This window comes from Micromonospora sp. H33 (genome assembly GCF_052068455.1).
Lineage (GTDB): Bacteria > Actinomycetota > Actinomycetes > Mycobacteriales > Micromonosporaceae > Micromonospora.
The window spans coordinates 284,121-306,842 of sequence record NZ_JBQHDE010000006.1 but is presented as its reverse complement, the minus strand read 5'-3'; the positions used below and the strand labels follow the sequence as shown (position 1 = coordinate 306,842).

26 protein-coding genes and 1 riboswitch are annotated in these 22,722 nt (G+C 72.1%); of the genes, 17 read left to right on the top strand and 9 right to left on the bottom strand.

The features are described 5' to 3' along the window. Positions 1–36 precede the first annotated feature (36 nt). Together ACTMS0_RS17145 and ACTMS0_RS17140 are read left to right on the top strand one after the other, a co-directional pair. Positions 37–780, top strand: a complete 744-nt coding sequence (locus ACTMS0_RS17145) for a hypothetical protein (RefSeq protein ID WP_441156196.1) — start codon at positions 37–39, stop codon at positions 778–780. 268 nt (positions 781–1,048) lie between these two features. Continuing rightward, positions 1,049–1,183: riboswitch (cyclic di-AMP (ydaO/yuaA leader) on the top strand. Between the two features lie 221 nt (positions 1,184–1,404). Continuing rightward, positions 1,405–2,253, top strand: a complete 849-nt coding sequence (locus ACTMS0_RS17140; protein WP_441156195.1) for a C39 family peptidase — start codon at positions 1,405–1,407, stop codon at positions 2,251–2,253. Between the two features lie 194 nt (positions 2,254–2,447). On the opposite strand, the gene ACTMS0_RS17135 is transcribed toward ACTMS0_RS17140, so the two are convergent. Both ACTMS0_RS17135 and ACTMS0_RS17130 read right to left on the bottom strand, forming a co-directional pair. After that, entirely contained in the window at positions 2,448–2,639 is a 192-nt protein-coding gene (locus ACTMS0_RS17135; RefSeq protein WP_441156194.1) for a DUF397 domain-containing protein, read from the bottom strand. Further along, a complete protein-coding gene (locus ACTMS0_RS17130; RefSeq protein ID WP_441156193.1) occupies positions 2,630–3,397 on the bottom strand; it encodes a DUF5753 domain-containing protein in 768 nt (255 codons plus the stop codon). Before ACTMS0_RS17130 ends, ACTMS0_RS17135 begins: the two co-directional genes overlap by 10 nt. A 212-nt stretch (positions 3,398–3,609) precedes the next feature. Here ACTMS0_RS17130 and ACTMS0_RS17125 point away from each other — a divergent pair, with 212 nt between their 5' ends. The 4 genes from ACTMS0_RS17125 (at position 3,610) to ACTMS0_RS17110 (ending at position 4,882) form a co-directional block, all read left to right on the top strand. Further along, on the top strand, positions 3,610–3,789 hold the full coding sequence (locus ACTMS0_RS17125; protein WP_441156192.1) for a hypothetical protein: 180 nt from the start codon (positions 3,610–3,612) through the stop codon (positions 3,787–3,789). Beyond that, the gene (locus ACTMS0_RS17120; protein ID WP_441156191.1) at positions 3,786–4,022 is read left to right on the top strand and encodes a hypothetical protein; all 237 of its coding nucleotides are present in this window, start codon (positions 3,786–3,788) and stop codon (positions 4,020–4,022) included. The genes ACTMS0_RS17125 and ACTMS0_RS17120 overlap by 4 nt, the downstream gene beginning before the upstream one ends. Then, positions 4,019–4,267: a flavin reductase gene (locus ACTMS0_RS17115; protein WP_441156190.1), complete on the top strand. Its 249-nt coding sequence runs from the start codon at positions 4,019–4,021 to the stop codon at positions 4,265–4,267. The genes ACTMS0_RS17120 and ACTMS0_RS17115 overlap by 4 nt, the downstream gene beginning before the upstream one ends. 216 nt (positions 4,268–4,483) lie before the next feature. Continuing rightward, entirely contained in the window at positions 4,484–4,882 is a 399-nt protein-coding gene (locus ACTMS0_RS17110) for a winged helix-turn-helix transcriptional regulator (protein WP_441156189.1), read from the top strand. On the opposite strand, the gene ACTMS0_RS17105 is transcribed toward ACTMS0_RS17110, so the two are convergent. Beyond that, positions 4,879–5,286 (bottom strand): RidA family protein, encoded by a 408-nt coding sequence (locus tag ACTMS0_RS17105; protein ID WP_441156188.1) that lies wholly within the window; start codon positions 5,284–5,286, stop codon positions 4,879–4,881. The two genes, ACTMS0_RS17110 and ACTMS0_RS17105, sit on opposite strands and share 4 nt — an antisense overlap. A gap of 263 nt (positions 5,287–5,549) precedes the next feature. On the opposite strand from ACTMS0_RS17105, the gene ACTMS0_RS17100 reads away from it, so the two are divergent. The 4 genes from ACTMS0_RS17100 (at position 5,550) to ACTMS0_RS17085 (ending at position 8,207) form a co-directional block, all read left to right on the top strand. Then, positions 5,550–5,999, top strand: a complete 450-nt coding sequence (locus ACTMS0_RS17100) for a hypothetical protein (RefSeq protein WP_441156187.1) — start codon at positions 5,550–5,552, stop codon at positions 5,997–5,999. A 181-nt stretch (positions 6,000–6,180) separates the two neighbouring features. Then, a complete protein-coding gene (locus ACTMS0_RS17095; protein ID WP_441156186.1) occupies positions 6,181–6,630 on the top strand; it encodes an iron chaperone in 450 nt (149 codons plus the stop codon). Positions 6,631–6,635: 5 nt separating this feature from the next. Further along, on the top strand, positions 6,636–7,346 hold the full coding sequence (locus ACTMS0_RS17090; RefSeq protein ID WP_441156185.1) for a DNA alkylation repair protein: 711 nt from the start codon (positions 6,636–6,638) through the stop codon (positions 7,344–7,346). A gap of 123 nt (positions 7,347–7,469) precedes the next feature. Next, positions 7,470–8,207 carry an alpha/beta fold hydrolase gene (locus ACTMS0_RS17085; RefSeq protein ID WP_441156184.1) on the top strand — a complete coding sequence of 246 codons (738 nt, stop codon included), beginning with the start codon at positions 7,470–7,472 and terminating at the stop codon, positions 8,205–8,207. An 88-nt stretch (positions 8,208–8,295) separates the two neighbouring features. Here ACTMS0_RS17085 and ACTMS0_RS17080 read toward each other — a convergent pair whose 3' ends face one another. The 4 genes from ACTMS0_RS17080 to ACTMS0_RS17065 form a co-directional block, all read right to left on the bottom strand. Beyond that, positions 8,296–9,990, bottom strand: coding sequence for a CDP-glycerol glycerophosphotransferase family protein (locus ACTMS0_RS17080; protein WP_441156183.1), 1,695 nt, complete (start codon positions 9,988–9,990; stop codon positions 8,296–8,298). Beyond that, positions 9,980–11,509, bottom strand: a complete 1,530-nt coding sequence (locus ACTMS0_RS17075; RefSeq protein WP_441156182.1) for a D-ribitol-5-phosphate cytidylyltransferase — start codon at positions 11,507–11,509, stop codon at positions 9,980–9,982. The genes ACTMS0_RS17080 and ACTMS0_RS17075 overlap by 11 nt, the downstream gene beginning before the upstream one ends. A 103-nt stretch (positions 11,510–11,612) precedes the next feature. After that, on the bottom strand, positions 11,613–12,431 hold the full coding sequence (locus tag ACTMS0_RS17070; protein ID WP_441156181.1) for an ABC transporter ATP-binding protein: 819 nt from the start codon (positions 12,429–12,431) through the stop codon (positions 11,613–11,615). Then, positions 12,424–13,320: an ABC transporter permease gene (locus ACTMS0_RS17065; protein ID WP_441156180.1), complete on the bottom strand. Its 897-nt coding sequence runs from the start codon at positions 13,318–13,320 to the stop codon at positions 12,424–12,426. The genes ACTMS0_RS17070 and ACTMS0_RS17065 overlap by 8 nt, the downstream gene beginning before the upstream one ends. Before the next feature lie 182 nt (positions 13,321–13,502). On the opposite strand from ACTMS0_RS17065, the gene ACTMS0_RS17060 reads away from it, so the two are divergent. The 7 genes from ACTMS0_RS17060 to ACTMS0_RS17030 all read left to right on the top strand — a co-directional run bounded on the left by ACTMS0_RS17060 (position 13,503) and on the right by ACTMS0_RS17030 (position 20,376). Beyond that, positions 13,503–14,138, top strand: coding sequence for a TetR/AcrR family transcriptional regulator (locus ACTMS0_RS17060; RefSeq protein ID WP_441156217.1), 636 nt, complete (start codon positions 13,503–13,505; stop codon positions 14,136–14,138). Between the two features lie 85 nt (positions 14,139–14,223). After that, entirely contained in the window at positions 14,224–15,333 is a 1,110-nt protein-coding gene (locus ACTMS0_RS17055; RefSeq protein ID WP_441156179.1) for a DegT/DnrJ/EryC1/StrS family aminotransferase, read from the top strand. After that, positions 15,330–16,355, top strand: a complete 1,026-nt coding sequence (locus ACTMS0_RS17050; RefSeq protein ID WP_441156178.1) for a Gfo/Idh/MocA family protein — start codon at positions 15,330–15,332, stop codon at positions 16,353–16,355. The genes ACTMS0_RS17055 and ACTMS0_RS17050 overlap by 4 nt, the downstream gene beginning before the upstream one ends. Positions 16,356–16,481: 126 nt before the next feature. Further along, positions 16,482–17,708 carry a glycosyltransferase family 4 protein gene (locus ACTMS0_RS17045; protein ID WP_441156177.1) on the top strand — a complete coding sequence of 409 codons (1,227 nt, stop codon included), beginning with the start codon at positions 16,482–16,484 and terminating at the stop codon, positions 17,706–17,708. 9 nt (positions 17,709–17,717) lie between these two features. After that, entirely contained in the window at positions 17,718–18,281 is a 564-nt protein-coding gene (locus tag ACTMS0_RS17040) for a hypothetical protein (RefSeq protein ID WP_441156176.1), read from the top strand. 14 nt (positions 18,282–18,295) lie between these two features. Beyond that, the gene (locus tag ACTMS0_RS17035; RefSeq protein WP_441156175.1) at positions 18,296–19,708 is read left to right on the top strand and encodes a glycosyltransferase; all 1,413 of its coding nucleotides are present in this window, start codon (positions 18,296–18,298) and stop codon (positions 19,706–19,708) included. Positions 19,709–19,755: 47 nt separating this feature from the next. Further along, positions 19,756–20,376: a hypothetical protein gene (locus ACTMS0_RS17030; RefSeq protein ID WP_441156174.1), complete on the top strand. Its 621-nt coding sequence runs from the start codon at positions 19,756–19,758 to the stop codon at positions 20,374–20,376. A gap of 50 nt (positions 20,377–20,426) precedes the next feature. Here the strand turns inward: ACTMS0_RS17030 and ACTMS0_RS17025 are convergent, their stop codons facing one another. Next, positions 20,427–21,629, bottom strand: a complete 1,203-nt coding sequence (locus ACTMS0_RS17025; RefSeq protein WP_441156173.1) for a glycosyltransferase family 2 protein — start codon at positions 21,627–21,629, stop codon at positions 20,427–20,429. Then, positions 21,626–22,339, bottom strand: a complete 714-nt coding sequence (locus ACTMS0_RS17020; protein WP_441156172.1) for a class I SAM-dependent methyltransferase — start codon at positions 22,337–22,339, stop codon at positions 21,626–21,628. The genes ACTMS0_RS17025 and ACTMS0_RS17020 overlap by 4 nt, the downstream gene beginning before the upstream one ends. Between the last annotated feature and the right edge of the window lie 383 nt (positions 22,340–22,722).

Sequence of the window (22,722 nt, the reverse complement as noted above, 5' to 3'; positions counted from 1 at the left end):
GTCCCCGTCGCGATCCGATCCCGTGAGGTTGCCGACATGAACACCGTCCTCCACGAGTTCCTCATCGACGTCCCCCGGGCGACCGCCATCTGGTCCGCGCTGCTCGTCCTCGCCCTGACCACGCTCACCGTCCTCGCCGCACGACCCGAGCGGGACCAGCCCGCCGCCGAGCCGCCGCCCGTGGACGAGACGGCCGACCTGCGCCGGTACGCCGAGGAGGTGGCGGTGGCGGCGGCTGGCGCGGCCCAGACGGCGCGCCGCCGGCGGAACGCCTGGCTCACCGCGCAGGAGGAGGCCGACCGGGCCTGGCAGGCGTACGACGAGGCGGAGACCGCCACCCGCCGGCTCACCGCCGCCGCCGCGCTGCCCACCCCCCGCACCCCGCGCACCCCGGCGGAGTACGCGGCGCGGGAGCGGTGGCTGCACCGGGCCGCGGTGGCCGCAAACTGGCGCGGTGACCTCTCCGCTCGGCAGCTCGGCGACGTGTTCGGCCACCGGGACGGCTGGGACGCGCGCCTGCACCCGGTCGAGCAGGAGATCGTCTTGACGCGGGCCGTACGGGACGGCAAGCTGGCCGCCTACCGGGCCGCCGCCGCAGCCGAACGGGCTGCCTGGCGCGACGCCGAGGTGGCCGCCGAGGCGGCCCGTACGCTCGCCGCCGAGGCGTACGCGGCGGCCGAGAGCCTGCGTCCGGCCCCGCGGACGAAGCCTCGGATGGCGTTCGCCCGACGGCCGGTCACCGCTGCCCGCTGGCGTCCCGCACGCGCGCTATTTCCGTGAGCCCCGTCACACCGACGTCGAACCGGTCAAGGTTCTCAGTCCGGTCGATTTTCTCCGTCGCTTTCCGGCTGACCGCCGCCGCTTGTCCCGTTCTCGACCTACCGTGCCCTAATCACCGCCCGTCCCATTGAGTCGCGTCAGTGCGAAACTGCCCGCAAAATTGCTGCCATGATCGAGGTTTAAGCAGCTCAGAGCGGGTTGGCAGGCCGCTGACCGGCCAGTAATGTCGGCGCGGTCCGGTGCGGTACCCGATCGCAAGAGGCGACGCCGCGCCGACCCGCTCAATCGCCGCATGGCGAGCCGGGGACCCAATGCATCTGGGGTGAATCCGCGATCTTCGCGGTAGGGCGAACTTCCCGCCCGAATCCGTCAGCTAACCCGGTAGGCGGTGTCGGAAGGAGTTTCATCCTCGTGCAGCACGACCCCACCCCTCGGTTCATCCCCCACCTCCACGGCACTGCGGTGCCCGCGCCCGTCCGGCTCTCCGCCGCGCGCTGACGCACCGCCCCCCGCCCGGTCTCGCCGGGCGCGTCCCCTCGTGGCCACCCGCCGCCGGACCCGGTCCGCGCGGCCGGCCCGCCGCTGCCTGCGGCCGGCCCGGTGCGCCGCCAGCCCCTTGAGTCCGTGGAGGAATCCTTGAAGCACACTGTCAAGCGCCAGCTCCGTCGTCTCGTCACCGAGCGTCCGTTCCAGGTGGCCGCCGCGTCGGCCGCCGCGCTCGTGCTGGCGACCGGCGCCAGCGCTCTGGCCGCCGGCTCCGACGAGGCCCCCGCCTCGGCGCAGACCTCGGCCTCCGTGGCCGAGCTGCGTGGTGACACCGCCGCCTCGCGCGGTCAGGCCCGTGCCGTGGCGGTCGCCCCGTCGAGCGCCGCCCCGTCGAGCGCCGCCCCGTCGAGCGCCGCCCCGTCCAACTCCCCGGCCGCGAAGGCCGCCGCAAACCCGGACGTCACCAAGAAGCCCAAGCCGCCGAAGTCGAAGGTCCTGGACTACAACTACGAGGCCCAGACCACCTTCTGGAACTGCGGCCCGGCCGCCGTGCGGAACGCCCTCAGCGCCACCGGCATTGAGCGCACGCAGGATGAGCTCGCCGGCCCGCTGGGCGCCGACGAGTTCGGCACCGACTCGGCCAAGGACACCACCCGGGTGCTCAACTCGATCGTCAAGGGGAACCCGTACCGGACCCGGATGATCCCGGGCACCGCGACACCGGCGCACATGGACCAGCTCCAGGCCGACGTGGTGAAGGCCATCACCGACGAGCGGGCCGTCGTGGTCAACATCGCCGGCAGCGCCACCGATACGGCGGGCGGCTGGCACTCGTTCCCCGGCGGCCACTACATCGCCGTCGTTGGATACAAGGACGAGGGGCGACTGGTGCGGATCGCCGACTCGGCGAGCCCGGCGGTCCCGTCGTACTGGATGACCACCATCGACCTGGCGAACTGGGCCTCCACCCGGGGCTACTCCGCCTGACCCACCGCTCGACCGACGGGCGCCGGCCCCCTTCCCGAGGGGCCGGCGCCCGTCGGCGTTCGCGCTGCCGCCGCTGGCTGCGGCCCGACGTCCCCGGATCGTCGTCATGTCGAGGCGACATGGCGAGTGGCCCGGCCATGACGAAGCGCCCGCCCCGGGTACCGGGACGGGCGTTCGCGCGTATCTGCGGTTGGTCAGCCGCGCTCGGCGACCTGCGTGACGAAGGCCCGCCAGGCGGCCGGGGAGAAGGTCAGCGCCGAGCCGGTCGGGTCCTTGGAGTCCCGGACGCCCACGACGCCGGGAAGGTTGTCGGCGACCTCGACACACGCCCCGCCGTTGTTTCCGCTCTTCGTGCTCTTGCGCCACTGCGCGCCGGTCAGGTCCATGATCTTGCCGCTTCCCTGAGCATGTCTAGGGACTGCGACCGCGAGAGGGCTTCCCCGCGGATGCGTTCCCACCGTCGACTCAGCGTAGCAATTTCCGCCGCACCCTCGACTATTTGTGCCTGCGCCTGACCGTCCACACGGGCGACCGTCGCCCCGTTGTCTTGCTCGGCAAGGATGAACGGCCCGCCCAGCCCGGAGTACATGCCGACCGTTGCGGGAACGACATGGACGGACACTGTCGGTAGTCCCGCGCAGGCTGCCAGGTGGGTGCACTGCTCGCGCATCAGCTCTCGGTCGCCGTATGCAGTCCGGCGAAGGACCAGCTCGTCTATCACTGCGATCAACATCGGGGCGTTGTCGCGGCGAAGCACCGCCTGACGCTGGATTCGCGCCGAGACGAGCTGGTCGACTTCCTCGGCGGTCAGCTTCTCGCCGGCCAGCGTCGCCCGCGCGTATGCCTCGGTCTGTAGCAGGCCCGGGATCCACGCCAGCTCGAACCAGCGCAGCGACACCGCCTCACGCTCGATGTCGGCCCAGGGGCGGAACCACGCTGGTTCTCGGCGCTTCAGAACGTCCGGCCAAAGCTCCGTCACCTCCCGACCGAGGATCGCGGCGACCCGAGCGCGGTGCCGTGTCTGTGGGGTACGTCCGTGACTCGCCCACTTCGCCGCCGTCTTCGGGTCGACGCCTATCTGAGCTGCGAGGCTGTCGGCGGTCTCGCCGGCTTCGGCCATCGCCGCCACGACTGCATGGTTCATCCTGAGCCCTTCGCAGAGTTCCCTGGAACGTTCTGAGCGTCCAGAGGAAATAGTCCTACGTGGTGTAGTCGGCTTACAACTGTCGGCAGGGTGCTTTGTAGACGGCGCGGCCGGTGGAGGTGACCCGAAGCCCGGCGGCCAGCGCCAGTCGCGGGGCCGCCCCTGGCAATCGGCGGGGCGGCCCCCTTCCAACCAGTGAAGGAGGTTCCGCCGTGCGTCTCCGCTTCTGGCGCTGCAAGCCCACCCCGCCGCCCCTTCCCCGGCGAGTCCGGGGCGCGAACCTGCCGGCCGCCCTGTTCGCACCCACCCGGCCGATCCCGACCGTCCAGCCGGGCCGCGCCGGGGCCTTGACGCCGGCGCAGGAGTACCGGGCGAACGGGGGCCGCTGGTGACGATCGCCGTCGGCCGCACGATCCGTGTCCCCGAGGACGCCTACAGGTTCGGCACCGGAACTCTGACCCTGTCCATCACCGAGGTCATCAGCAGCACGGTCGTTGACGGCGCTGTCTGGGTCCAGCTGAAGGGCCGGGAGATCCGCCCGGACTGGTCGGTTGCTCCCCGAGAGCGGTACGCGGCGGTCCGGGTCGACGCCGTGACGGAGGTAGAGCCGGTGAGGGGCCGGTGACTCGACGCCGAGCCGAACATGTTCCGTCCCGGCCCACGTGGCGCTGCCGGGCGTGCGGGATCGCGTGGCCGTGCTCGCCCGCGAAACTCCGCCTGCTCGGGGAGTACCGCGACGACCGAACGGCCCTGCTGGTCTACCTGGCGACGCTTCAGGCCGAGGCCGCCGAACAGCTCGCCGAATTGGACAGTGGCACGCCGGCGGCCAACCTGACCGAGCGCTTCACCGCCTGGGCCCGCGCGCGGTAGCTGGCCCACCAGACGCCCGTCTCCAACTCGCTGCTTTCCCCGGCGCGGAGACGGGCCGGGCTCGACCGCCACCTCGCCCGGACGCACGTCGCCGCTGCAGCCTTCCTACCACCGCGGCAAACGGGTGACCCATCGCCGCAGCCCCTTCCGGCATCCGCGAGTGACGCCCGGCCGTGCTCTCTTGCGGTAACCCGAGTACTGATGGAGAGTGATCAGGTGGGCACCAGGAAGGAGATCAGTGAGCTGTCCCCGGACGCCGACCTGGCCCGGGCTGACTCGCTGGCGCGTGAGATCTTCTCGGACGTTGCGAACAAGTGGGCGTTTCTGATCATCGAGTTCCTCGGGCAGCGCACCATGCGCTTCAGCGAGCTGCGCGACGAGGTCGGCGGGATCAGCCACAAGATGCTCACCCAGAACCTGCGCATGCTGGAGCGCAACGGCCTGGTCGAGCGGACAGTGCACCCCACCGTCCCGCCCCGCGTCGATTACAACCTCACCGAGGCCGGCGAAGCCCTGCGCGGGGTCGTGGACGGCATGTGCGGCTGGACCCAGCGCTACCTGGGCCACATCGAGGCTTCCCGCAGCCGCTTCGGAGCTGCCCAGGACGGGCCCTAGTCGAGGACGGCGGTCGCCTCGACCTCCACCAGATGCTCGGGCACGTCCAGCGCCACGATCCCGAACAGCGACGCCGGCGCGGCCGGAGTGACTCCCAGCTTCGCCGCCGCCCGGGCGATCCCGTCCAGCAGTACGGGCATCTGCTCGGGCTTCCAGTCGACAACGTGCACGGTCAGCTTCACCACATCGTCGAACGACGCCCCGACCCCGGCAAGCGCCGTGGCGACGTTGAGGTAGCACTGCTCGACCTGCGCGGCAAGATCCCCCTCACCGACCGTCTTCCCGCCCGCGCCCCAGGCAACCTGCCCGGCGACGTGGACGATCTTCGACCCGGTCGCCACCGACACCTGCCGGTACACGTCGATCTCCGGCAGCCCGCTCGGGTTCACCAGTGTCACAGCCACGATGAGTTCCTCCTCGTACGCTCTCCTGCGGTAACTAAATAACCGTAGGAGACCGCTTCCGGCCTGGGAAGAAGGCACTTTTCCGAGACCCAGGCACCGTTCGGTGACCGTACCGGCAGGTCTGCCAACCGGGGGGGGCATCCATGTTGTCGTGTGGCCGACCAACATGATGATGCCGTTGGGACAGCGGCTGATACTGCTCGCATGCCCGGCGCGAATGACTCACCCGCCACCATGACCCAGATCGGAGTCGGTGTACCGGGATGACATGGATCGAGTCCGAACTGGCAGGCATGGTTGTCACCCTGATCGCGCACGCGATCGGTCTCCCTGTCGCGGCAGTAGGCCTGTACTTGATCTATAGGACGACACACGACCATGAGGCGTTGTTTTCGTGCCCGAACTGCTACGGCGGCCGGTTCGGGCCTCGCATGGCGCCACGACGAGCGCGCCTTGCCTTCCATACGTCCATCGGTCTGTTGCTGCTTGGGTTGCTCTCGGGCACCATCGCAATCCTGATCGGCGTGTGGCTGCTGATCGATGGCCGACCTAGCTTGATCCCGGTCGTCGTCCTCGTTGTCAGCGTGGCGACCGTCCATGCCGGAGCGAAAGGAATGGCACGATACCGTGCCAACCCGCTGGTCCGATGCGGCGACTGCGGCTGGGATTCCGGCGGACGGGCGCACACCATTTTCGGCCCGGTTGACCAGTAGGGCGCGCCGGGCCGGCCGGTGGGCTGTTCTCCGTCCCGACCAGCGGCAGAGAGGGACGTGTCGGTGGTCGCCCCGCCGATTTGATCAGGAATCGAGAAGCACCCGGGGTTTCGGCAGGCCTAGCCTTCCCTCAGATGGCCGGCAGCACGCCCGGCCTTGAGCGTCGAAAGGCAGCCTGAGAATGTCCGCGAAGAGTGCCAAGACCGAGTCCGACGGCTTCAGCGCCGAGGAGCGCGCCGCGATGAAGGAGCGCGCCGCCGAGCTGCGCGCCGAGGGCAAGAAGGGCGCCAAGAAGGCCGACGGACTGCAGGCGGTCCTCGACCGGATCGCGCAGATGGCGCCGGAGGATCGTGCGCTCGCCGAGCGCGTGCACGTGACGGTGACCGCCACCGCACCGGAGCTGTCGCCCAAGACCTGGTACGGGATGCCCGCCTACGCGAACGCGGACGGCAAGATCGTCATCTTCTTCCAGGACGCGGGCAAGTTCAACTACCGGTACTCAACCCTGGGCTTCCAGGACACGGCCAACCTCGACGACGGGGACATGTGGCCGGTGTCGTACGCGCTCCAAAAGTGGAGCCCCGCGGTGGAGAAGAAGGTGGTCGAGCTGGTGAGGGCTGCGGTCTCCTGACCGTCATGGCCACGACCGCGGATGTCCGTCGCGAACTCGCCGGCCTCGCCGACCCTCGCCGGGCGGAGGGTGTGAGTCGCTATCTGCAGATGTTTCCGGGCGGGTATGGCGAGGGCGACCGGGCCGTCGGCGTCTCCGTACCGGAACAGCGCAGGGTGGCCGGCCGGTACTGGCGCGACCTCTCCCTGGCCGACACGGCGACGCTGCTGACGAGCGGCGTGCACGAGGAGCGGCTGACGTCGCTCCTCATCCTGGTCCGGAAGTTCGACAAGGGGGACGAGGAGGAGCGGGGCAATATCTTCCGCCTCGTCCTGGCCAACACCGGCCGCATCAACAACTGGGACCTGGTGGACTCGTCCGCGCCCTACATCGTCGGCCCCTGGCTGATCGACAAGGACCGGAGCGTCCTGGATCGGTTGGCCGAGTCGAGCCTGGTGTGGGATCGACGCATCGCCGTCATGGCAACTTTCGCCTTCATCAAGGCCGGCGACTTCCACTGGACCTTCCGGCTCGGTGAACGGCTCCTGCGCGACCCACACGACCTCGTCCACAAGGCGGTGGGCTGGATGCTGCGCGAGGTGGGCAACCGTGACCGAACGGCGGAGGAGGAATTCCTGGCCCGGCATCACCGGGCCATGCCACGGGTCATGCTGCGGTACGCGATCGAGAAGTTCGAACCGCAACGACGGCGGGCGTACCTGTCCGGCATGATCTAGATGATCGGTGCGCCGCATGGCGGGCCTCTCTTCTGGACAAGACCCGCCGTCCGGGCGCGAGCCGGAGCCGGAGCGATGCCGCCATGCTCGCCCGGGAGGCCGCGACGGTGGGACACTGCGCGCATGGTCGATGAATCGGGTGACCGTGGTCCCGTCCTGGTGCTGCTGCACGGCATGGGTGCGACCGGCGAGGTGTGGCTGCCCTGGGCGCCGCTGCTGGAACGCCGGTGGGCCGGCCGCTGGCTGGCGCCCGACCTGGCCGGTCACGGCTGGTCCCCGCCGCTGCCGGCGTACTCCTTCGCCGGGCTGGCCGACCGGCTCGCCGCCACGCTCGCCCGCGAGGACCGGCTCGTCGTGCTCGGGCATTCGCTCGGCGGCGTGGTCGGGCTCGTCCTGGCCGCCCGGTCGGCGGGGCTGCCGGTCGACGCCGTGGTCGGCGTCGGCATCAAGGCGGTGTGGTCGCCCGCGGAGCTGGCGAAGGCGCAGGAGTTGGCGGATCGCCCGGTGACCTGGTTCGCCAGCCGGGACGAGGCGGCCCGGCGCTACCTGCGGGTGTCCGGCCTCGCCGGCCTCGTCGCACCCGACCACCCGGTGGTCGAGGCGGGCCTGCGGCAGGTCGACGGCCGCTGGCGGCTGGCCATGGACCCGGCCGCGTTCGCGGTGGGGGAGCCGAACCTGCCCGCCCTGCTGGCCGCGACCGACGTGCCGGTCCTGCTGGCCCGGGGTGAGCACGACCCGATGGTCTCCGACGCGCAGCTCAAGGAGTTGGGCGCGCCGGTGGCCACGTTGCCGGGCCTCGGCCACAACGCCCACGTGGAGGACCCGGCGGCCGTCCTGGCCCTGGTAGACGAGTACCGCTGAGGGTCGGGCGCCGCCGGGAAGCCGGGGTGCCGGAGACGCGACGTGCCGCCCCGGAACCGGCCGGGGCGGCACGTCCGACGGGCGCGGGTCAGGCCGTGGGGGACACCGCGGCGGCCTCGGCGCGGGGGGCCGGCACGGCCGGTCCCGCGTCCAGTTCCCGCCGGGCGGCGGCCAGGAAGCCCTCGGCGTACGACTCGGCGGGGAAGTCGCCCAGGTAGCGGGTCCGGGTGGCCCACCGGGTCTCGGCCAGCGGGTCGTCACCGAGCAGCCGGTCCAGCACGTCGTCCACGTTGGACATGTCGCGCCGCAGCGCGTACCCGGACGCCGCGAGGGGGAACTCCGCCGGGAACCGGGCACCCGCGTCCACCATGTCGGTCACCGCGTACGGCTTGCCCGAGTAGAGGTAGTCGGAGATGACCCCGGAGACGTCGGAGACCAGCGCGTCGGAGCGGTTCACGCACTCGGTCAGGGTCAGCTCGCGGCTGGCGGCCGCGCCGAAGACGTGCGCCCGCCCGGTCCGGGCCCGGTCGGCGGCGAGCAGGTCGTGCAGCCGCGCGAGCTGCCGGGCCGACGCCGGGTTCTGCGCGGTGTACGGGTGGGCCCGCAGGATCACCGTCGCGCCGCGCTCCAACAGGCCCCGCAGCAGCGCCTCGCCCACCGGCAGGGAGCAGTGGTTGGTGTCGGCGTGGTGCCCGGTCCAGGTCGGCGTGTAGAGGACCGTCGGCGTCGTGGCCGTCACCGGCCCCCGGCGTACCTCGATGCCCTCCACCTGCGGCCGGCCGACCACGACGAACTTCTCGGCGGGGATGTGGACGCCCGCGCGGGCGTACCGGTCGATCGCCGCCTGGCCGGCGACGAAGATCCGGTCGAAGATGCCGGAGACCGGGTTGGCGCTCGGGGCCTTGTCGCTGTCGCCGTGGTGCAGCTGCACGTGGGTGAGCTGGGTGTAGCGGATGCAGTGGCTGTTCTTCGCGCCGTGGTTGACGTAGAAGGCGACCCGCAGGCTGGGCGCCAGCGCCTCGTCCATCGCGCCGAGCGTCGGGCAGTAGACGACCGGCGCCGCGGTGGCCGCCGAGACGGTCGGCAGGAACTCCGGCTCGCGCAGCACGACCAGGAACGGCCGGCCGAGCCGCTCCAGGTACGGCAGCCACATGGTGACCTGGTACTCGGAGCCGGGTGGCGCGGAGAAGTAGAGCAGGAACTCCGGGCGGTGCCGGCGCAGCGCCCGGGCCACCGGTCCGCCTCCGGCGGCGGGCCGGAACCGCCGGCGGGCCAGGTCCAGCGCCACCGCACCGGCGACACCGCCGACCAGCAGGGCGGCGGCCAGTGCCACCCAGGCCGGCAGGGTCACCGCGGCCGCCCCGGCGATCACCGCGAGCAGCACGAGCAGGGCGGCGGGCAGCTCGGCGGCGACCAGCGGGGTCCATCCGCGCACCGGCAGGTTGGCGGCGCGGATCTGCAGGTTGCCCGCCTGCCGCAGCGGGCCGACCAGCAGGGCCAGCCCGAGCACGACCAGCGCCGTGGCGGCCAGGGCGGGGTCGAAGCCGTCGTCGAGGCGCCGGGCGTACGCGGTCAGGATGCCCGCCGCGAGCAGGACGGTCTCCGCGACGCTGTCGGCCTGCGGCCGGACCCGGCGCTCCCAGCCGGCCGCCGCGAGGGCGGCCACCGCGAGCCCGAGCCCCCACGCCGTCGCGCCGGTGAGCGCGAGGACGACGAAGGCGAGCACCGCCAGGCCCGTGGCCAGGCCCCGGGCGATCAGCTTCCGGACGAGGTCACCACGCATTGCGGCCCGCTCCCACCTGGTCCGCCGGGCGCTCGTCGCGCTCCGGCCCGGCCTGCGCCGGCACCACCGCCGCCGCCGGTTCCGCCGCGGCCTCGTCGCCCGAGCGGCGTACGTCGATCACCTGACCGGTGAGCCCGGACAGCAGGACGTCCAGCGACGCCCGGGCCACCGCCTCCGCGGAGAGCAGCGTGTGCGCCGGTTCCGCGCCGAACGCCCGGGTCCGCATCGGGGTCGCGGTCCGCTCCGGGTTCACGCAGTTGACCCGTACGCCGTCCTCCGCCCACTCGTCGGCGAGCGCCTGGGTGAGGTTGACCAGGGCCGCCTTCGTGGCCGAGTACAGCGCGTACCGGGCCCGGCCCCGGGTGTACGAGCTGGAGGTGTACAGCAGCAGCTGGCCGCGGGTCTGCCGCAGGTACGGCAGGGCCGCCCGGGCGACCGTCACCGGACCGACGAAGTTGACCTGGAGCAGCCGGTCCATCGTGGCGGCGTCCATCTCGGCGAGCGCCCCCTTCTCCAGCAGCCCGGCGGTGACGACCACGTGGTCGATGCGTCCGGTGGCGTCGAAGGCGGTCTTCAGGGCGGCCTCGACGTCCTCGGCGCGCTCGACGTGGGTGCCGGTGGCGGAGCGGCTGAACGGGAAGACCCGGGCGCCGAAGCGCCGGGCCAGGTCGGTCAGCTCCTGCCCGATGCCGTAGCTGCCGCCGAACACCACGATCGTGCGGCCGGTCAGCTCCTCGGTGTAGCCGCGGTGGTCGGCCAGCCGGTGCGCCTTGGCGGCGGCGAGCTGGAAGAGCTTGTCCGCCAGGTGCACGTCGACCGGGTGGGTGACCTTGATGTTCTCGTCCGTGCCGTCGATCACCTTGATCGGCGTGCCGGGCAGGTAGCGCAGCACCACGCCGCAGTCGTCGGTCGCGGCGAAGTCCGGGTCGCCCTCGGCCCGCCGGTACGCCTCGCGGATGGTGCCGGAGCGGAATGCCTGGGGGGTCTGGCCCCGGCGCAGCCGGGAGCGGACCGGGATGTCGGTGATGCACTCGTCGTCGTCGACCTGGATGATCGTGTCCGCCGACGGGATGGCGACGTCGACCGCGGAGTACGTCCAGAGCGCGTTCACGCACTCGCGGATGATCCGGCCGCTGACCAGCGGGCGTACCGCGTCGTGGAAGAGGATGTTGCAGTCGTCGGGGCCGATCACGTCCAGCGCGAGGCGCGTCGTGGCGTTGCGGGTGTCACCGCCCTCGACGATGGTGGTGACCTTGCGGAAGCCGGCCCGCTGCACGATCCGCTCGGCGTCGGGGACGTGCCCGGCGGCCATCATGACGACGATCTCGTCGATCTCGGGCGCGGCCTCGAAGACCGCGAGGGTGTGCTCGATGATGGGCTTGCCCGCGACCTTGAGCAGCTGCTTCGGGATGCCCAGCCCGAGCCGCGTGCCGGTGCCGCCGGCCAGGATCACCGCCACGGTCCGGGTGGGTCGCCAGGGTGTCGTGGCGGCCGGGATGGGGGTGCCGTCCTGCGTCATCGCCGATCCTCACTGATCTTCCTGATGTGCTGCCTGCCGTGACGGACGGCGGGCGCCCGGCACCTGCGCGTACGCGGTGTCCGGACGCCCGCCGGCCGTGCCGTCACCGGCGGGCCATGTAGTCCTCGTAGGCCTTGGTCACCTCGTCGGTGGGCCCGTCCATGCGGATCACGCCCGACTCCAGCCAGATCGACCGCTCGCAGGTGTCCCGGATCGTGCCGATGGAGTGGCTGACCAGGAAGACCGTACCCGCGTCGGCGCGCAGCTGGCGGATCCGCTGCTCGCTGCGGCGGCGGAACCGGGTGTCACCGGTGGCCAGCGCCTCGTCGATGAGCAGGACGTCGTGCTTCTTCGCCGCCGAGATGGAGAAGCGCAGCCGGGCCTGCATGCCGGAGGAGTACGTCCGCATCGGCAGGGAGGCGAAGTCGCCGCGCTCGTTGATGCCGGAGAACTCGATGATCTCCGGGGCCACCTTGCGGACCTGTTCGGGGGTCATCCCCATCGCCAGGCAGCCGAGCGACACGTTGCGCTCGCCGGACAGGTCGCCGAGCAGCGCCGCGTTCACGCCGAGCAGCGAGGGCTGGCCCTGCGTGTAGATCGCCCCCCGGGTGGCGGGCATCAGGCCGGCGACGGCCCGCAGCAGGGTGGACTTGCCGGAGCCGTTGCTGCCGATCAGGCCGATCGCCTCACCCCGGTAGGCGGTGAAGCTGACGCCCTTGACCGCGTGCACCTCGCGCAGCGTCGGCCGCGACTTCTCGCGCGTCACGATCCGCTTGAGGGCGGCGACCGGGGAGGAGGCCGCCCCGTTGCCGGCGCCGTAGACCCGGTAGATCAGGTGCACGTCGTCCACGATCACGGTGGGGATCCGCTCGCCGACCGCCGTGGTGGTCGCGTCTGCGGGGACCGGGTTGAGGTCAGCCACGTCCGTACTCCTGCTCGCCGCGCCAAAAGTAGACAAAACCGCCGATCCCGACGACGAGGGCCCAGACCGTCGCGAGGAGCCACAGCCGCGGAGCCGCCGAGGTCAGCGGGGCGTTCTCCATCAGCGCGTGCCGGAACAGCTCGATGTAGATCAGCAGCGGGTTCAGCTCGACCAGGGCCTGTGTCCAGCCGGGCAGGTGCTTGGCGAAGTTCTGGACGCTGTAGAGGACGCCCGAGCCGTACATCCAGGTCCGCATGACGAACGGCAGGACCTGCTTGAGGTCGGTCATCTTCGAGCCCAGCCGGGCCAGCGCCAGCGCGAGCCCGACGTTGAAGATCGTCTGCAGCAGCATCGCGGGGAGGACCAGCAGCCACTCCAGGGTGATCGGCTCGCCGGTGACCAGCACGATGCCGACCAGCACGAGGATCGCCGTCACCAGGTGCCGGAACTGGGTGAGGGTGACCGCGAAGGGCAGCGCGGCCCGGGGGAAGTGCAGCGCCCGGATCAGCCCGAGGTGGCTCGTGATCGCCTGCACGCCGCCGAGGGCCACGCTCTGGGTGAAGGTGAAGACGAAGAGCCCGACACAGAGGTACGCGATGAAGTTGTCGACGCCACCCTTGGTGTTCAGGATGACGCCGAAGATCAGGAAGTAGACCGCGGCGTTCGTCAGCGGTGTCAGCACCTGCCACAGCTGGCCCAGCCGGGCCTGACTGAAGGACGCGGTCAACTTGGCGTGCGCGTACGCCGAGATGAAGTGCCGGTAGGCCCAGAGCTGCCGGGTGTAGGCAGCCAGTGTGGGCCTCGCGCCGGCGACGCTCAGGCCGTACCGGGCGGCGAGCTGCGCCCGGGTCAGTCCTGAATCGGCGTCGGCCACCGCCGTGTTGGCCATGGTTGGGCGCTCCGATCTTGAGGAGGTGCTCGACGGCAGAGAGCGTGGGCCGCTCGGGGGCCGCAGGCTCCGTCGCTGGCGTGGAACGTAGTCGAAAACACGTCGGGACGCAACCGTACCGTCGCTGCGGTACATTGTCCCACGTGACGACCGAGAAGAGGCGTGCACCGGCGGGTGCGGCGGTGCTCCGTGGCGAGATCACCACGGCCATCCGCCGTGCCGTCATGCAGGAACTCGCCGCGGTCGGGTACGGCCGCCTCTCGATCGAGGCGGTCGCCCGGCGTGCCGGCGTCAGCAAGACGGCTGTCTACCGCAGGTGGCGGTCGAAGCTGGAGCTGGTGCTGGAGATCGTGTCCGCGGCGGCTGGGCAGCGGTTCCCCCTGCCGGACACCGGCGACCTCCGGGGCGACCTGGAGATGCTGTTCCTGATCATGGCACGGGCACTGGGCCACCCGCTCGCCGCGCAGATCATTCCCGACCTGCTCGCCGAGGCGGCCCGCAACCCGCAGATCGCGCAGACCCTCCAGGGGGCGCTGCGGAGCAACCAGCGCGACATCGGCGGCCAGTTGATCGGCCGGGCCATCGCCCGCGGCGAGCTGGGGCCGGACACCGACGTCGACGTCGCGGTCGACCTCATCGTCGGGCCGCTCTACTGGCGGCTGGCCGTCGCCCGCGCCCCGCTGGCCGTCGAGGATCTGCCCAGACTGGCTGCGGCGGTCGCCGCCGCCCTGGAGGTAGCATGCCTGCCGTCCGTGCCCGACGAGCCGGACGTTCGTCTATCCGCCGTGGTACCGATGGCCGATTCCGGCGGCTCGTGACCCATCACCTACCGCCCGTCCTGGTCACATCTGCACCAGTTAGCATCGCGTCCCGAAGGGACTCCCTGTCGACAGGAGGAAGCCCATGAGTGGGCTGAACGGAGATTTCATCCCACCGGCGAAGCCGGTCATCGGCGAGGCCGAGATCGAGGCCGCCGTGCGGGTGCTGCGCAGCGGCCTCGTCGTGCAGGGCCCCGAGGTGGCGGCGTTCGAGGAGGAGTTCGGCGAGCTGGTCTCGGGCCGGCACTGTGTCGCGGTCAACTCCGGCACCTCGGCGCTCCAGCTCACCCTGATGGCGCTCGGCTTCGGCCCGGGTGACGAGATCATCGTCCCCTCGTTCTCCTTCGCCGCGAGCGCGAACGCCGTCCGGCTCGTCGGCGCCGAGCCGGTCTTCGTCGACATCGAGCCGGGCAGCTTCTGCCTCGACCCGGAGGCGGTGGCCGCGGCGGTCACCCCCCGCACGGTCGCGATCATGCCGGTGCACCTGTACGGGCACCCCGCCGCCATGGACAAGATCATGGCGATCGCCGAGCGGCACGGCCTCGCCGTCGTCGAGGACGCGGCCCAGGCGCACGGCGCCAGCCTGCACGGCAAGCCCGTGGGTGCCTTCGGCACCGCCGGCTGCTTCAGCTTCTACCCGACCAAGAACATGCACTCCCTCGAGGGCGGCATGATCAGCACCGGCGACGCCGGGCTGGCCCGCACCCTGCGGCTGCTGCGCAACCAGGGCATGGAGAAGCGGTACGCCAACGAGATCGTCGGCGCGAACATGCGGATGACGGACGTGGCGGCGGCGATCGGCCGCGTGCAGCTGCGCCAGCTGCCGGACTGGACGGCGCAGCGCCAGGCGAACGCCAAGTTCCTCGACTCGAAGATCACCGGCATGGTGACCCCGCCGGTCGCCGACGGTGCGGTGCACGTCTACCACCAGTACACGGTCCGGGTCCGGGGTGACCGGGACGCCGCCCAGAAGCGCCTGACCGAGCTGGGCATCGGCAACGCCGTCTACTACCCGACGCCGATCCACCGGCTCACGCCGTACCTGACCCAGGACGGCACGCCCGGCCCGTGGGAGCTGCCGGAGACCGAGCGCGCCGCCGCCGAGGTGGTCTCGCTGCCGGTCCACCCGTCGCTGAGCCAGGCCGACCTGGAGCGGATCGCCGACGGCGCGAACCTGGCCGGTGGTGCCCGATGAGTGAGGGTCGCAAGCTGCGCGCCGGCCTGATCGGCCTCGGCGCGATGGGCCGCAACCACGCCCGCATCCTGTCCGGCCTGGACGGGGTCGAACTGGTCGGCATCGTCGACCCGGCCGGCGACGCCACCGGCACGCTCCGCGCGCCGGTCGTGCCCGACCTGGAGGACCTGCTCAAGCTCGGCGTCGACTACGCCGTGGTGGCCTGCCCGACCGCCCTGCACGAGCAGGTCGGCCTCCGGCTGGCGTCCGCCGGGGTCTGCGCGCTCATCGAGAAGCCGCTCGCCCAGTCGGTGGAGGCGGCCACCCGCCTCGTCGAGGCGTTCGAGGCCGCCGGCCTGGTGGCCGGCGTCGGGCACATCGAGCGCTACAATCCCGCCCTGCAGAACCTGCGGCTCCGCCTGGAGGCCGGCGAGCTGGGCGAGGTGTTCCAGGTGGTGACCCGCCGCCAGGGCCCGTTCCCGCACCGCATCGCCGACGTCGGCGTGGTCATGGACCTCGCCACCCACGACATCGACCTGACCAGCTGGGTGACCGGCCGGGAGTACACCTCGGTGTCGGCCCGCACCGTCTCCCGCAGCGGCCGGCTGCACGAGGACATGGTGGCCGTCGTCGGCCAGCTCGCCGACGGCACGATGGTCAACCACCTGGTCAACTGGCTGAGCCCCCTCAAGGAGCGGTCCACAGTGGTCACCGGCGACAAGGGCTGCTTCGTCGCCGACACCCTCACCGCGGACCTGACGTTCTACGCCAACGCCGCCATCGACACCGAGTGGGAGGCGCTGCGCGCCTTCCGTGGCGTCGCCGAGGGCGACATGGTCCGGTACGCCATCCCGAAGCGCGAGCCGCTGCTGGTCGAGCACGAGCGGTTCCGGGACGCGGTCGAGGGCAAGGAGAGCGACATCGTGACCCTGCGGCAGGGTCTGCGTACGGTCCAGGTGGCTGCCGCTCTGCTCCGCTCGGCCGCGGACGGGAGCACCATCCAGGTGGGACCGGTGACCGAACCCGCGGCCTCCGCCGGCTGAGCGGGTACTGACGAATCCGGCCGCACCGCCGCTCCCGGCGGTGCGGCCGGCCCGGCAGGTCCGGGTGATAGCTTGGGACGCCCTGGCGTGACAGTGGGAGGCATGGTTCGGGTGGCGGCAGCTGCTATGAGAGACGTTGCGATCGTTACGCCCTGGTGGCCCACCCGAGAGTTGCCCTTCCGTGGCGCCTTCGTGCAGGCGATGGTGGACGCCACCGCGCCGGGCTGCGACCGGGTCACGGTGTACCACTGCGACGCGTGGGTGGCCCGGATGACCGACCGCCGCGACGTGGAGGTGGTCCGGGCCAACGCGGAGCTGCTGCCCCGTGCCGCCCGCACCACCCCGACCGTCGGCGGCGCCCGGATGCGGTACGTCCCGGTGCCGATCCCGCGCGGCAAGTGGCACATGGAGATCGCCCGCCGGCACGACTACGCCCTGCGGGCCGCGCTCGGCGGCGCCCCGATCGACGCCCCGGTGGTGCACGCCCACGTCGGCCTGCCCGGCGGCTGGGCGGCCCTGCGCAACGCCCGGCCCGACGCGCGGGTGTACGTGACCGAGCACGCCACCTTCCTCGACAGCGTCCTCGACACCGAGGAGGCCCGCGATGCGTACGACGAGGTGATCACGCGGAGCGCCGGCTTCTTCGCGGTGGGCGAGGCGGTCCGCGGCCCGCTGCTGGAGGCCTTCCCGCACCACAAGGACAAGATCGAGTTCATCGCCAACCCGGTCGCCTTCGGCGAGGGCGCCTCCCGCGCGGTGACCCACCTGCGCCGCTGGATCTACGTCGGCGGCCTGATCCAGCGCAAGGGCGTCGACCTGCTGCTGGAGGCGTTCGCGACCTGCCGCGCCGACGACCCGACGCTGACCCTCACCATGGTCGGCGCGGGTGAGCTGCTCGGGCGCCTCACCGAGCGGGCCGCGGAGCTGGGCGTCGCCGACGCGGTGACCTTCACCGGCGCGGTTCCGCCGGACGAGGCGCTGCGGCTGATGGGCGAGCACGACCTGCTGGTGCACCCGAGCCGGATGGAGACCTTCGGCGTGACCGTGGTGGAGGCGCTCGCCGCCGGCATGCCGGTCCTGGTGACCCGCTGCGGCGGCCCGGAGGAGACCCTCGCCGGGATCGAGGAGGCCGCGGGCGAGCTGATCGACGTCACGGACGACCCGGAGACGATCGTCGCCGGTTACCGCCGACTGCGGGACCGCTTCCCGCACGGCACCGACGTCGCCCGGGCGCGCGCCGAGCTGGCGGCCCGCTACAGCTACCCGGCGGTGGCGCGGGAGCACCACCGCATCTGGTTCCCCGAGTCGCAGCCGACCCCCAGCCAGCCCGAGCGGCTCGCCGGCCAGAAGTGACGGAGTGACATGCAGGTACTGTTCCTGGCCCTGGGCGGCACCCGCCGGCGGGCGGTGACCGAGGAGTCCGCCCGCGCGGTCGCGGACGGCGGATCGGCGGTCGTCCTCGTCGAGCAGCGCAAGACCTGGCACCGCGACGAGTTCGACCCGCGCGTCGAGGTGGTCGAGCTGGCGCGTCTCGAGCAGCTGCACCCGCCGCGCCGGGTGGAGAAGGTGCTGTTGTACCGGGGGCCCGGCGCGCTGTTCAAGGTGGTCGGCCGGGGTCCGCTGCGGCCGTGGGCCAGCCGCGCGAAGAAGGCGTACGAGCGGCGGATCGCCGCGCCGGCGCACCGCGCCCTGATCCTTCCCCGGCAGCGGAAGGCGTGGGGCGACCTGCGCCAGCGGCTCATCCACCGGCACGTGCTCGCCGGCCGGGCGCCCTTCGACCTGCTCGTGGTCAGCGACCCGGACTCAATGCCCACCGCCGCCCGGCTGGTCGCCGGCTTCGCCGCCGGTGGTTTGCCGGAGCCCCAGATCGCCTACAGCTACGACAACGCCGGGTTCGACCCCGCCGTCGGCCCCCGGACGAGTTGACCGAAGGACGGCAGATGAACTCCTCCCGCCGCGACGCACGTCCCCCGCGGATCCTCTATCTCTCCTTCTACTTCCCGCCGTCGCGGGCGAGCGGCGTCTACCGCGCCCGGGCGACAGCGAACCACCTCGCCGCGCGGGGCTGGGACGTCACGGTCTGCGCCGCCCCGATGAGCTTCCTGCACGACGTGATCGGCTCGGTCGACGAGGAGCTGGCGAGCACCGTCGACCCGCGGATCACCGTCGAGCGTCCGAAGCTCAACCACTTCGTCTGGGAGAAGGACCTGCGCAAGTACAGCGGCTTCCGGGCCCGGATGCCCCTGCTCGCGCAGCGCCTGTACCAGTTCAACCAGCGCAAGCTCTTCCCCGAGCACTACGCGTCGTGGGGGCGGTCCGCGGTGGCCCGGGCGCTCCGGCTGCACACGAAGCGCCGCTTCGACGTCGTGCTGGCGACGGGGAACCCGTTCGCCTCGTTCGCGGCGGCGTGGCTGTTCCACCGGCTGACCGGCGTGCCGTACGTCGTGGACTACCGCGACTCGTGGACGCTGGACCTGTTCAACGACCGGCCCGCCTTCCCGGACGACCACCTGGCCTGGAAGTGGGAGCGCCGGGTGCTGAGCCGTTCCGCCGGGGCGGTGTTCGTCAACGAGCCGCTGCGGCGGTGGCACGCCGAGCGCTACCCGGACGTCGCCGACCGGATGATGGTCGTACCGAACGGCTGGGACGCGGACCTGATGTCGCCGGCGGGCGAGGCGGGCGTGGACCCGGGCATCGCCTCGCGGCCGCTGCGCTTCGGGTACCTCGGCACGCTCACCAACTCCCAGCCGGTGGAGGAGCTGGCGGCCGCGTGGACCCGGGCCCGGACGTACCCGGAGCTGGCCGACGCCGAGCTGAACATCCACGGCCACCTGGGCTTCTTCAAGACCGGCAAGCGGGAACTCGCGAACCGGCTCGGCCTGGACCTGGACTCCGACGGGCAGCTCATCGACGACCCGACCACCCCCGACCTGGGCATCCACTACCGGGGCCCGGTCTCGAAGACCGAGGTCGCGTCGGTGTACGAGCACAACGACGTGCTCGTGTTCCTCGCCGGCGGCGGGCGGTACGTCACTTCCGGCAAGATCTTCGAGTACATGGCGAGCGGCAAGCCGATCGTGTCGGTACACGCCCCCGGCATCGCCGCGCAGGACGTGCTGGACGGGTACCCGCTCTGGTTCAACGCCGACAGCCTGGACGTCGAGGCGGTCGCCAACTCGATGGTGGAGGCCGGCAAGGTGGCGCGCGGGCTGACCGCCGAGCAGCGTGCGGCCGCGAGCCGGCACGCCCAGGGCTTCACCCGGGACACGCTGCTCGCGGCCCTCGAGGCGCGCCTGCGCGTCATCGCCGGGCGGGAGCGGATCACCGTGAGCGACGGGCAGTCGGCTCAGTGAACATCGACGGGTACGTGGCGACGAAGGAGCAGGCTCAGGTGGCAGGCGTGGACGCCCCTCTCCGGGTGATGATCATTTCCACGGTCTACCGGCTCAACGAGCGGATCCGCAACTACGTCCGAGAGTTGCTGGAGAAGGAGGGCGTCCGGGTCGATCTCGTTTTCCTCGGCGCCGAGGCGTGGGAAGAGGTGGACCCGGAGGGCTGGGCGCAGGTGCGGAACCACCCCCTGCTGACCCTCTACACGCTCGACGGCGCCGAGCAGCGGCATCCGCTGCGGCGGGTCGAGCGGGTGCTCGTGCACCGTGCCCCCCGGGCGGTGCTGAGCCGGGCGACGCGCCTCACCGAGCGGGTCGGCCCCCTGCGGCCGTTGCAGCGGCCGGCGAAGGCGCTGGAGAGCGGCCATCGGCGAGTGGCCGGCGCGTTCCACGTCCGCATCTACAACAAGGCGTACAAGCTGGCCCGCCCGTCCGTGCTGGCCAAGCTCTTCGGCCGGCGCCTCGCCGACGTGGACTTCCGGGCGGTGGACCGGATCGTCGCGGCGGACGTCTACGCGGTCACGCTGGGCTGGCGACTGGCCCGCAAGCACCCGCACCTGGTGGCGACGACGGCGCTGGACCGCGACCTGGTCGCCCTGCACCAGGAACTGCGGTCTCGCGAAGACTCCTGACAGAGCTGGGGCGGGCGCCGTGCGTACGGCACCCGCCCCAGCTCGTCCGACTACAGGTCGCCGACCCGCGTCAGGCTGATGATGAATGACAGCAGCACCGACTGGACGCCGACCACCACCAGGCCGACCCCGACGATCGGCAGGCGCAGCGTGGAGACCACGTCGAGCTGCGAGAAGCCGCCGGAGCCCCAGCTCCACAGGGCGTAGCCGAAACAGGCCACACCTGCCAACAGGAGCAGTGAGCCCACCGGTACGCCGTACCGCAGCGCCACGTCGGCGATGCGGACCTCGACCTTCCGGTCGGGTGGGATCAAACCCATATGGATCGCGTGGGCGTGGGCCACCACCGCCAGCGCCACGGCGTGGATGCCGATGGCCATCGCCGTGGCCGCCGCCAGCATGGTGTGCAGGTCGAACGCGAGCTGCCCGACCTGCCGGCTGCCGGTGAGCAGCCAGGCCAGCACCACGCCGCCCGCCAGCAGCATCGCCAGGCCGGGATAGAGCAGCATCCAACGCGGCGAGAGCGCGAGCAGGAACCGCAGGTGCCGCCACCCGTCCCGCCAGGTCCGCAGGTGCGGCCGGCGGCTGCGGCCGTCGGGCGCGAGCGTCGTCGGCACCTCGGCGATGACCAGCCCGGCGAGCGCGGCACGGGCCACCATCTCGCTGGCGAACTCCATGCCCGAGGTGCGCAGCCCCAGCTCGAGGATGCGGTCCCGCCGGAAGCCGCGCATCCCGCAGTGGAAGTCGCCGACCGGGACGCCGAAGAACGTCCGGCCCAGGAAGGACAGCACGGGGTTGCCGAGGAAGCGGTGCAGCGGCGGCATCGCGCCACGCTCGATGCCGCCCTTGAACCGGTTGCCGATCACCAGGTCGGCGCCCGCGCGCATGCGCTCGACGAACGGGCCGAGGTCGTGCAGCGCGTAGCTGTCGTCGGCGTCGGCCATGATGATGAACGTGCCTTCGGCGGCGGCGATGCCGGCGCGCAGCGCCGCGCCGTACCCCCGCTGGGGGGCGTGCACGACACGGGCGCCCTCGGCGAGGGCGATCTCCTGCGAGCCGTCGGTGGACCCGTTGTCCGACACGACCACCTCGCCGGCGATGCCGAGCTGGCGCATGCTCTCGCGCGCCTTGCGGATGCATACCGCGAGCGTCTCGGCCTCGTTCAGGCAGGGCATCACCACGGACAGCTCCAGCTGCTCGACGGTGGTGCCGGCGGCGACGGCCGCCTCCGGGGTACGCGGGCCGACGATCATGTCGTCGCCCGTCCGTCGGCGTTCGGCTGCGCCGGCACGGGGCCCGTGGCCGGCACGTGCCCGACGGCGAAGACCGACTGCCCGAACGGCGGCCGGACGTGCCGCTCGATCGCCCGGGCGGTCGGGACGACGACGGCGTCCCACACCCGCAGCAGAGCGCCGTCGCCGGGCGTCATCCGCAGCATCCGGACGCCCAGGGTCCAGGCGAACAGCCCCGGCGCGTTGACGTAGTGGATCTTGTCGACGACCAGGCCCGCCTGCTCGTACGCCTCGCGCAGCGTGGCCTTCGTGTAGCGGCGGACGTGGCCGACCTGCCGGTCGAAGCGCCCGAGGGCGAACTCGAAGGCCGGCACGAACGTGACGACCCGCCCACCCGGGCGCAGCAGCCGGTGCGCCGCGGCGAGCGCCCCGACGTGGTCGTCGATGTGCTCGAGGACGTTGAACGAGACCAGGGCCGAGTGCTCGCGCTCGGGCGGAGCGAACAGGTCCAGCGGCAGCACCTCCACCCGCTCGTCGGCCTCGAAGCGCTGGCGCAGGTGGGCCAGCCGGGTCGGTTCGATGTCGCCCACCGTCACCGCGGGCACGCCGTCGTCCAGCCACTGCTGGGCGTAGTCGCCGAATCCGCTGCCTACCTCGATCGGGTGGTCCCCGAGGTGGGGCAGCGCGAGGCTGGTCAGCCAGCGGTGGTACTTCACCGCGGCGGTCGCCACCTCCTGCAGTGTCGTCGACTGCAGCGCGGCGTCCGTCGTAGGGACAGTGTCTAGCTTCGCCAAGGGAGTTGCCTCCTGCAGATGCCTCGTGGCCGTCGGGCTCCGCGGGCCAGAAGCCGGGTCGCGTGGATGCTCGTGAGGGGTGCGGCGCCAGGCTATCGCACGTCGGCGTGGCCGGCCGCCCCGCCGCGCGGCGACCGGTCGTTGCCTGTTCGGCGGGTGCGGAGCCGCTGTTCGGCGCCGGATCCGCGCGGTCCGGCGGAGCCGGTACGCGGCCGATCGGTGGAGTCGCCGGAGGTGTCGGATCGTGACGCGGCGTGCGGACCACCACGATCCGTGCACGGCGGCTAGGCTGGCGCGGGTTTTCCGGAGCAGGAGGTACC

Excerpts from the sequence above, each read along its gene's own strand:
- ACTMS0_RS17145 (WP_441156196.1), top strand. The coding sequence starts at position 37 with ATGAACACCGTCCTCCACGAGTTCCTCATCGACGTCCCCCGGGCGACC.
- ACTMS0_RS17135 (WP_441156194.1), bottom strand. The coding sequence starts at position 2,639 with ATGGACCTGACCGGCGCGCAGTGGCGCAAGAGCACGAAGAGCGGAAAC.
- ACTMS0_RS17130 (WP_441156193.1), bottom strand. The coding sequence starts at position 3,397 with ATGAACCATGCAGTCGTGGCGGCGATGGCCGAAGCCGGCGAGACCGCC.
- ACTMS0_RS17100 (WP_441156187.1), top strand. The coding sequence starts at position 5,550 with ATGACATGGATCGAGTCCGAACTGGCAGGCATGGTTGTCACCCTGATC.
- ACTMS0_RS17095 (WP_441156186.1), top strand. The coding sequence starts at position 6,181 with ATGTCCGCGAAGAGTGCCAAGACCGAGTCCGACGGCTTCAGCGCCGAG.
- ACTMS0_RS17090 (WP_441156185.1), top strand. The coding sequence starts at position 6,636 with ATGGCCACGACCGCGGATGTCCGTCGCGAACTCGCCGGCCTCGCCGAC.
- ACTMS0_RS17085 (WP_441156184.1), top strand. The coding sequence starts at position 7,470 with ATGGTCGATGAATCGGGTGACCGTGGTCCCGTCCTGGTGCTGCTGCAC.
- ACTMS0_RS17080 (WP_441156183.1), bottom strand. The coding sequence starts at position 9,990 with ATGCGTGGTGACCTCGTCCGGAAGCTGATCGCCCGGGGCCTGGCCACG.
- ACTMS0_RS17075 (WP_441156182.1), bottom strand. The coding sequence starts at position 11,509 with ATGACGCAGGACGGCACCCCCATCCCGGCCGCCACGACACCCTGGCGA.
- ACTMS0_RS17065 (WP_441156180.1), bottom strand. The coding sequence starts at position 13,320 with ATGGCCAACACGGCGGTGGCCGACGCCGATTCAGGACTGACCCGGGCG.
- ACTMS0_RS17055 (WP_441156179.1), top strand. The coding sequence starts at position 14,224 with ATGAGTGGGCTGAACGGAGATTTCATCCCACCGGCGAAGCCGGTCATC.
- ACTMS0_RS17050 (WP_441156178.1), top strand. The coding sequence starts at position 15,330 with ATGAGTGAGGGTCGCAAGCTGCGCGCCGGCCTGATCGGCCTCGGCGCG.
- ACTMS0_RS17045 (WP_441156177.1), top strand. The coding sequence starts at position 16,482 with ATGAGAGACGTTGCGATCGTTACGCCCTGGTGGCCCACCCGAGAGTTG.
- ACTMS0_RS17040 (WP_441156176.1), top strand. The coding sequence starts at position 17,718 with ATGCAGGTACTGTTCCTGGCCCTGGGCGGCACCCGCCGGCGGGCGGTG.
- ACTMS0_RS17035 (WP_441156175.1), top strand. The coding sequence starts at position 18,296 with ATGAACTCCTCCCGCCGCGACGCACGTCCCCCGCGGATCCTCTATCTC.
- ACTMS0_RS17025 (WP_441156173.1), bottom strand. The coding sequence starts at position 21,629 with ATGATCGTCGGCCCGCGTACCCCGGAGGCGGCCGTCGCCGCCGGCACC.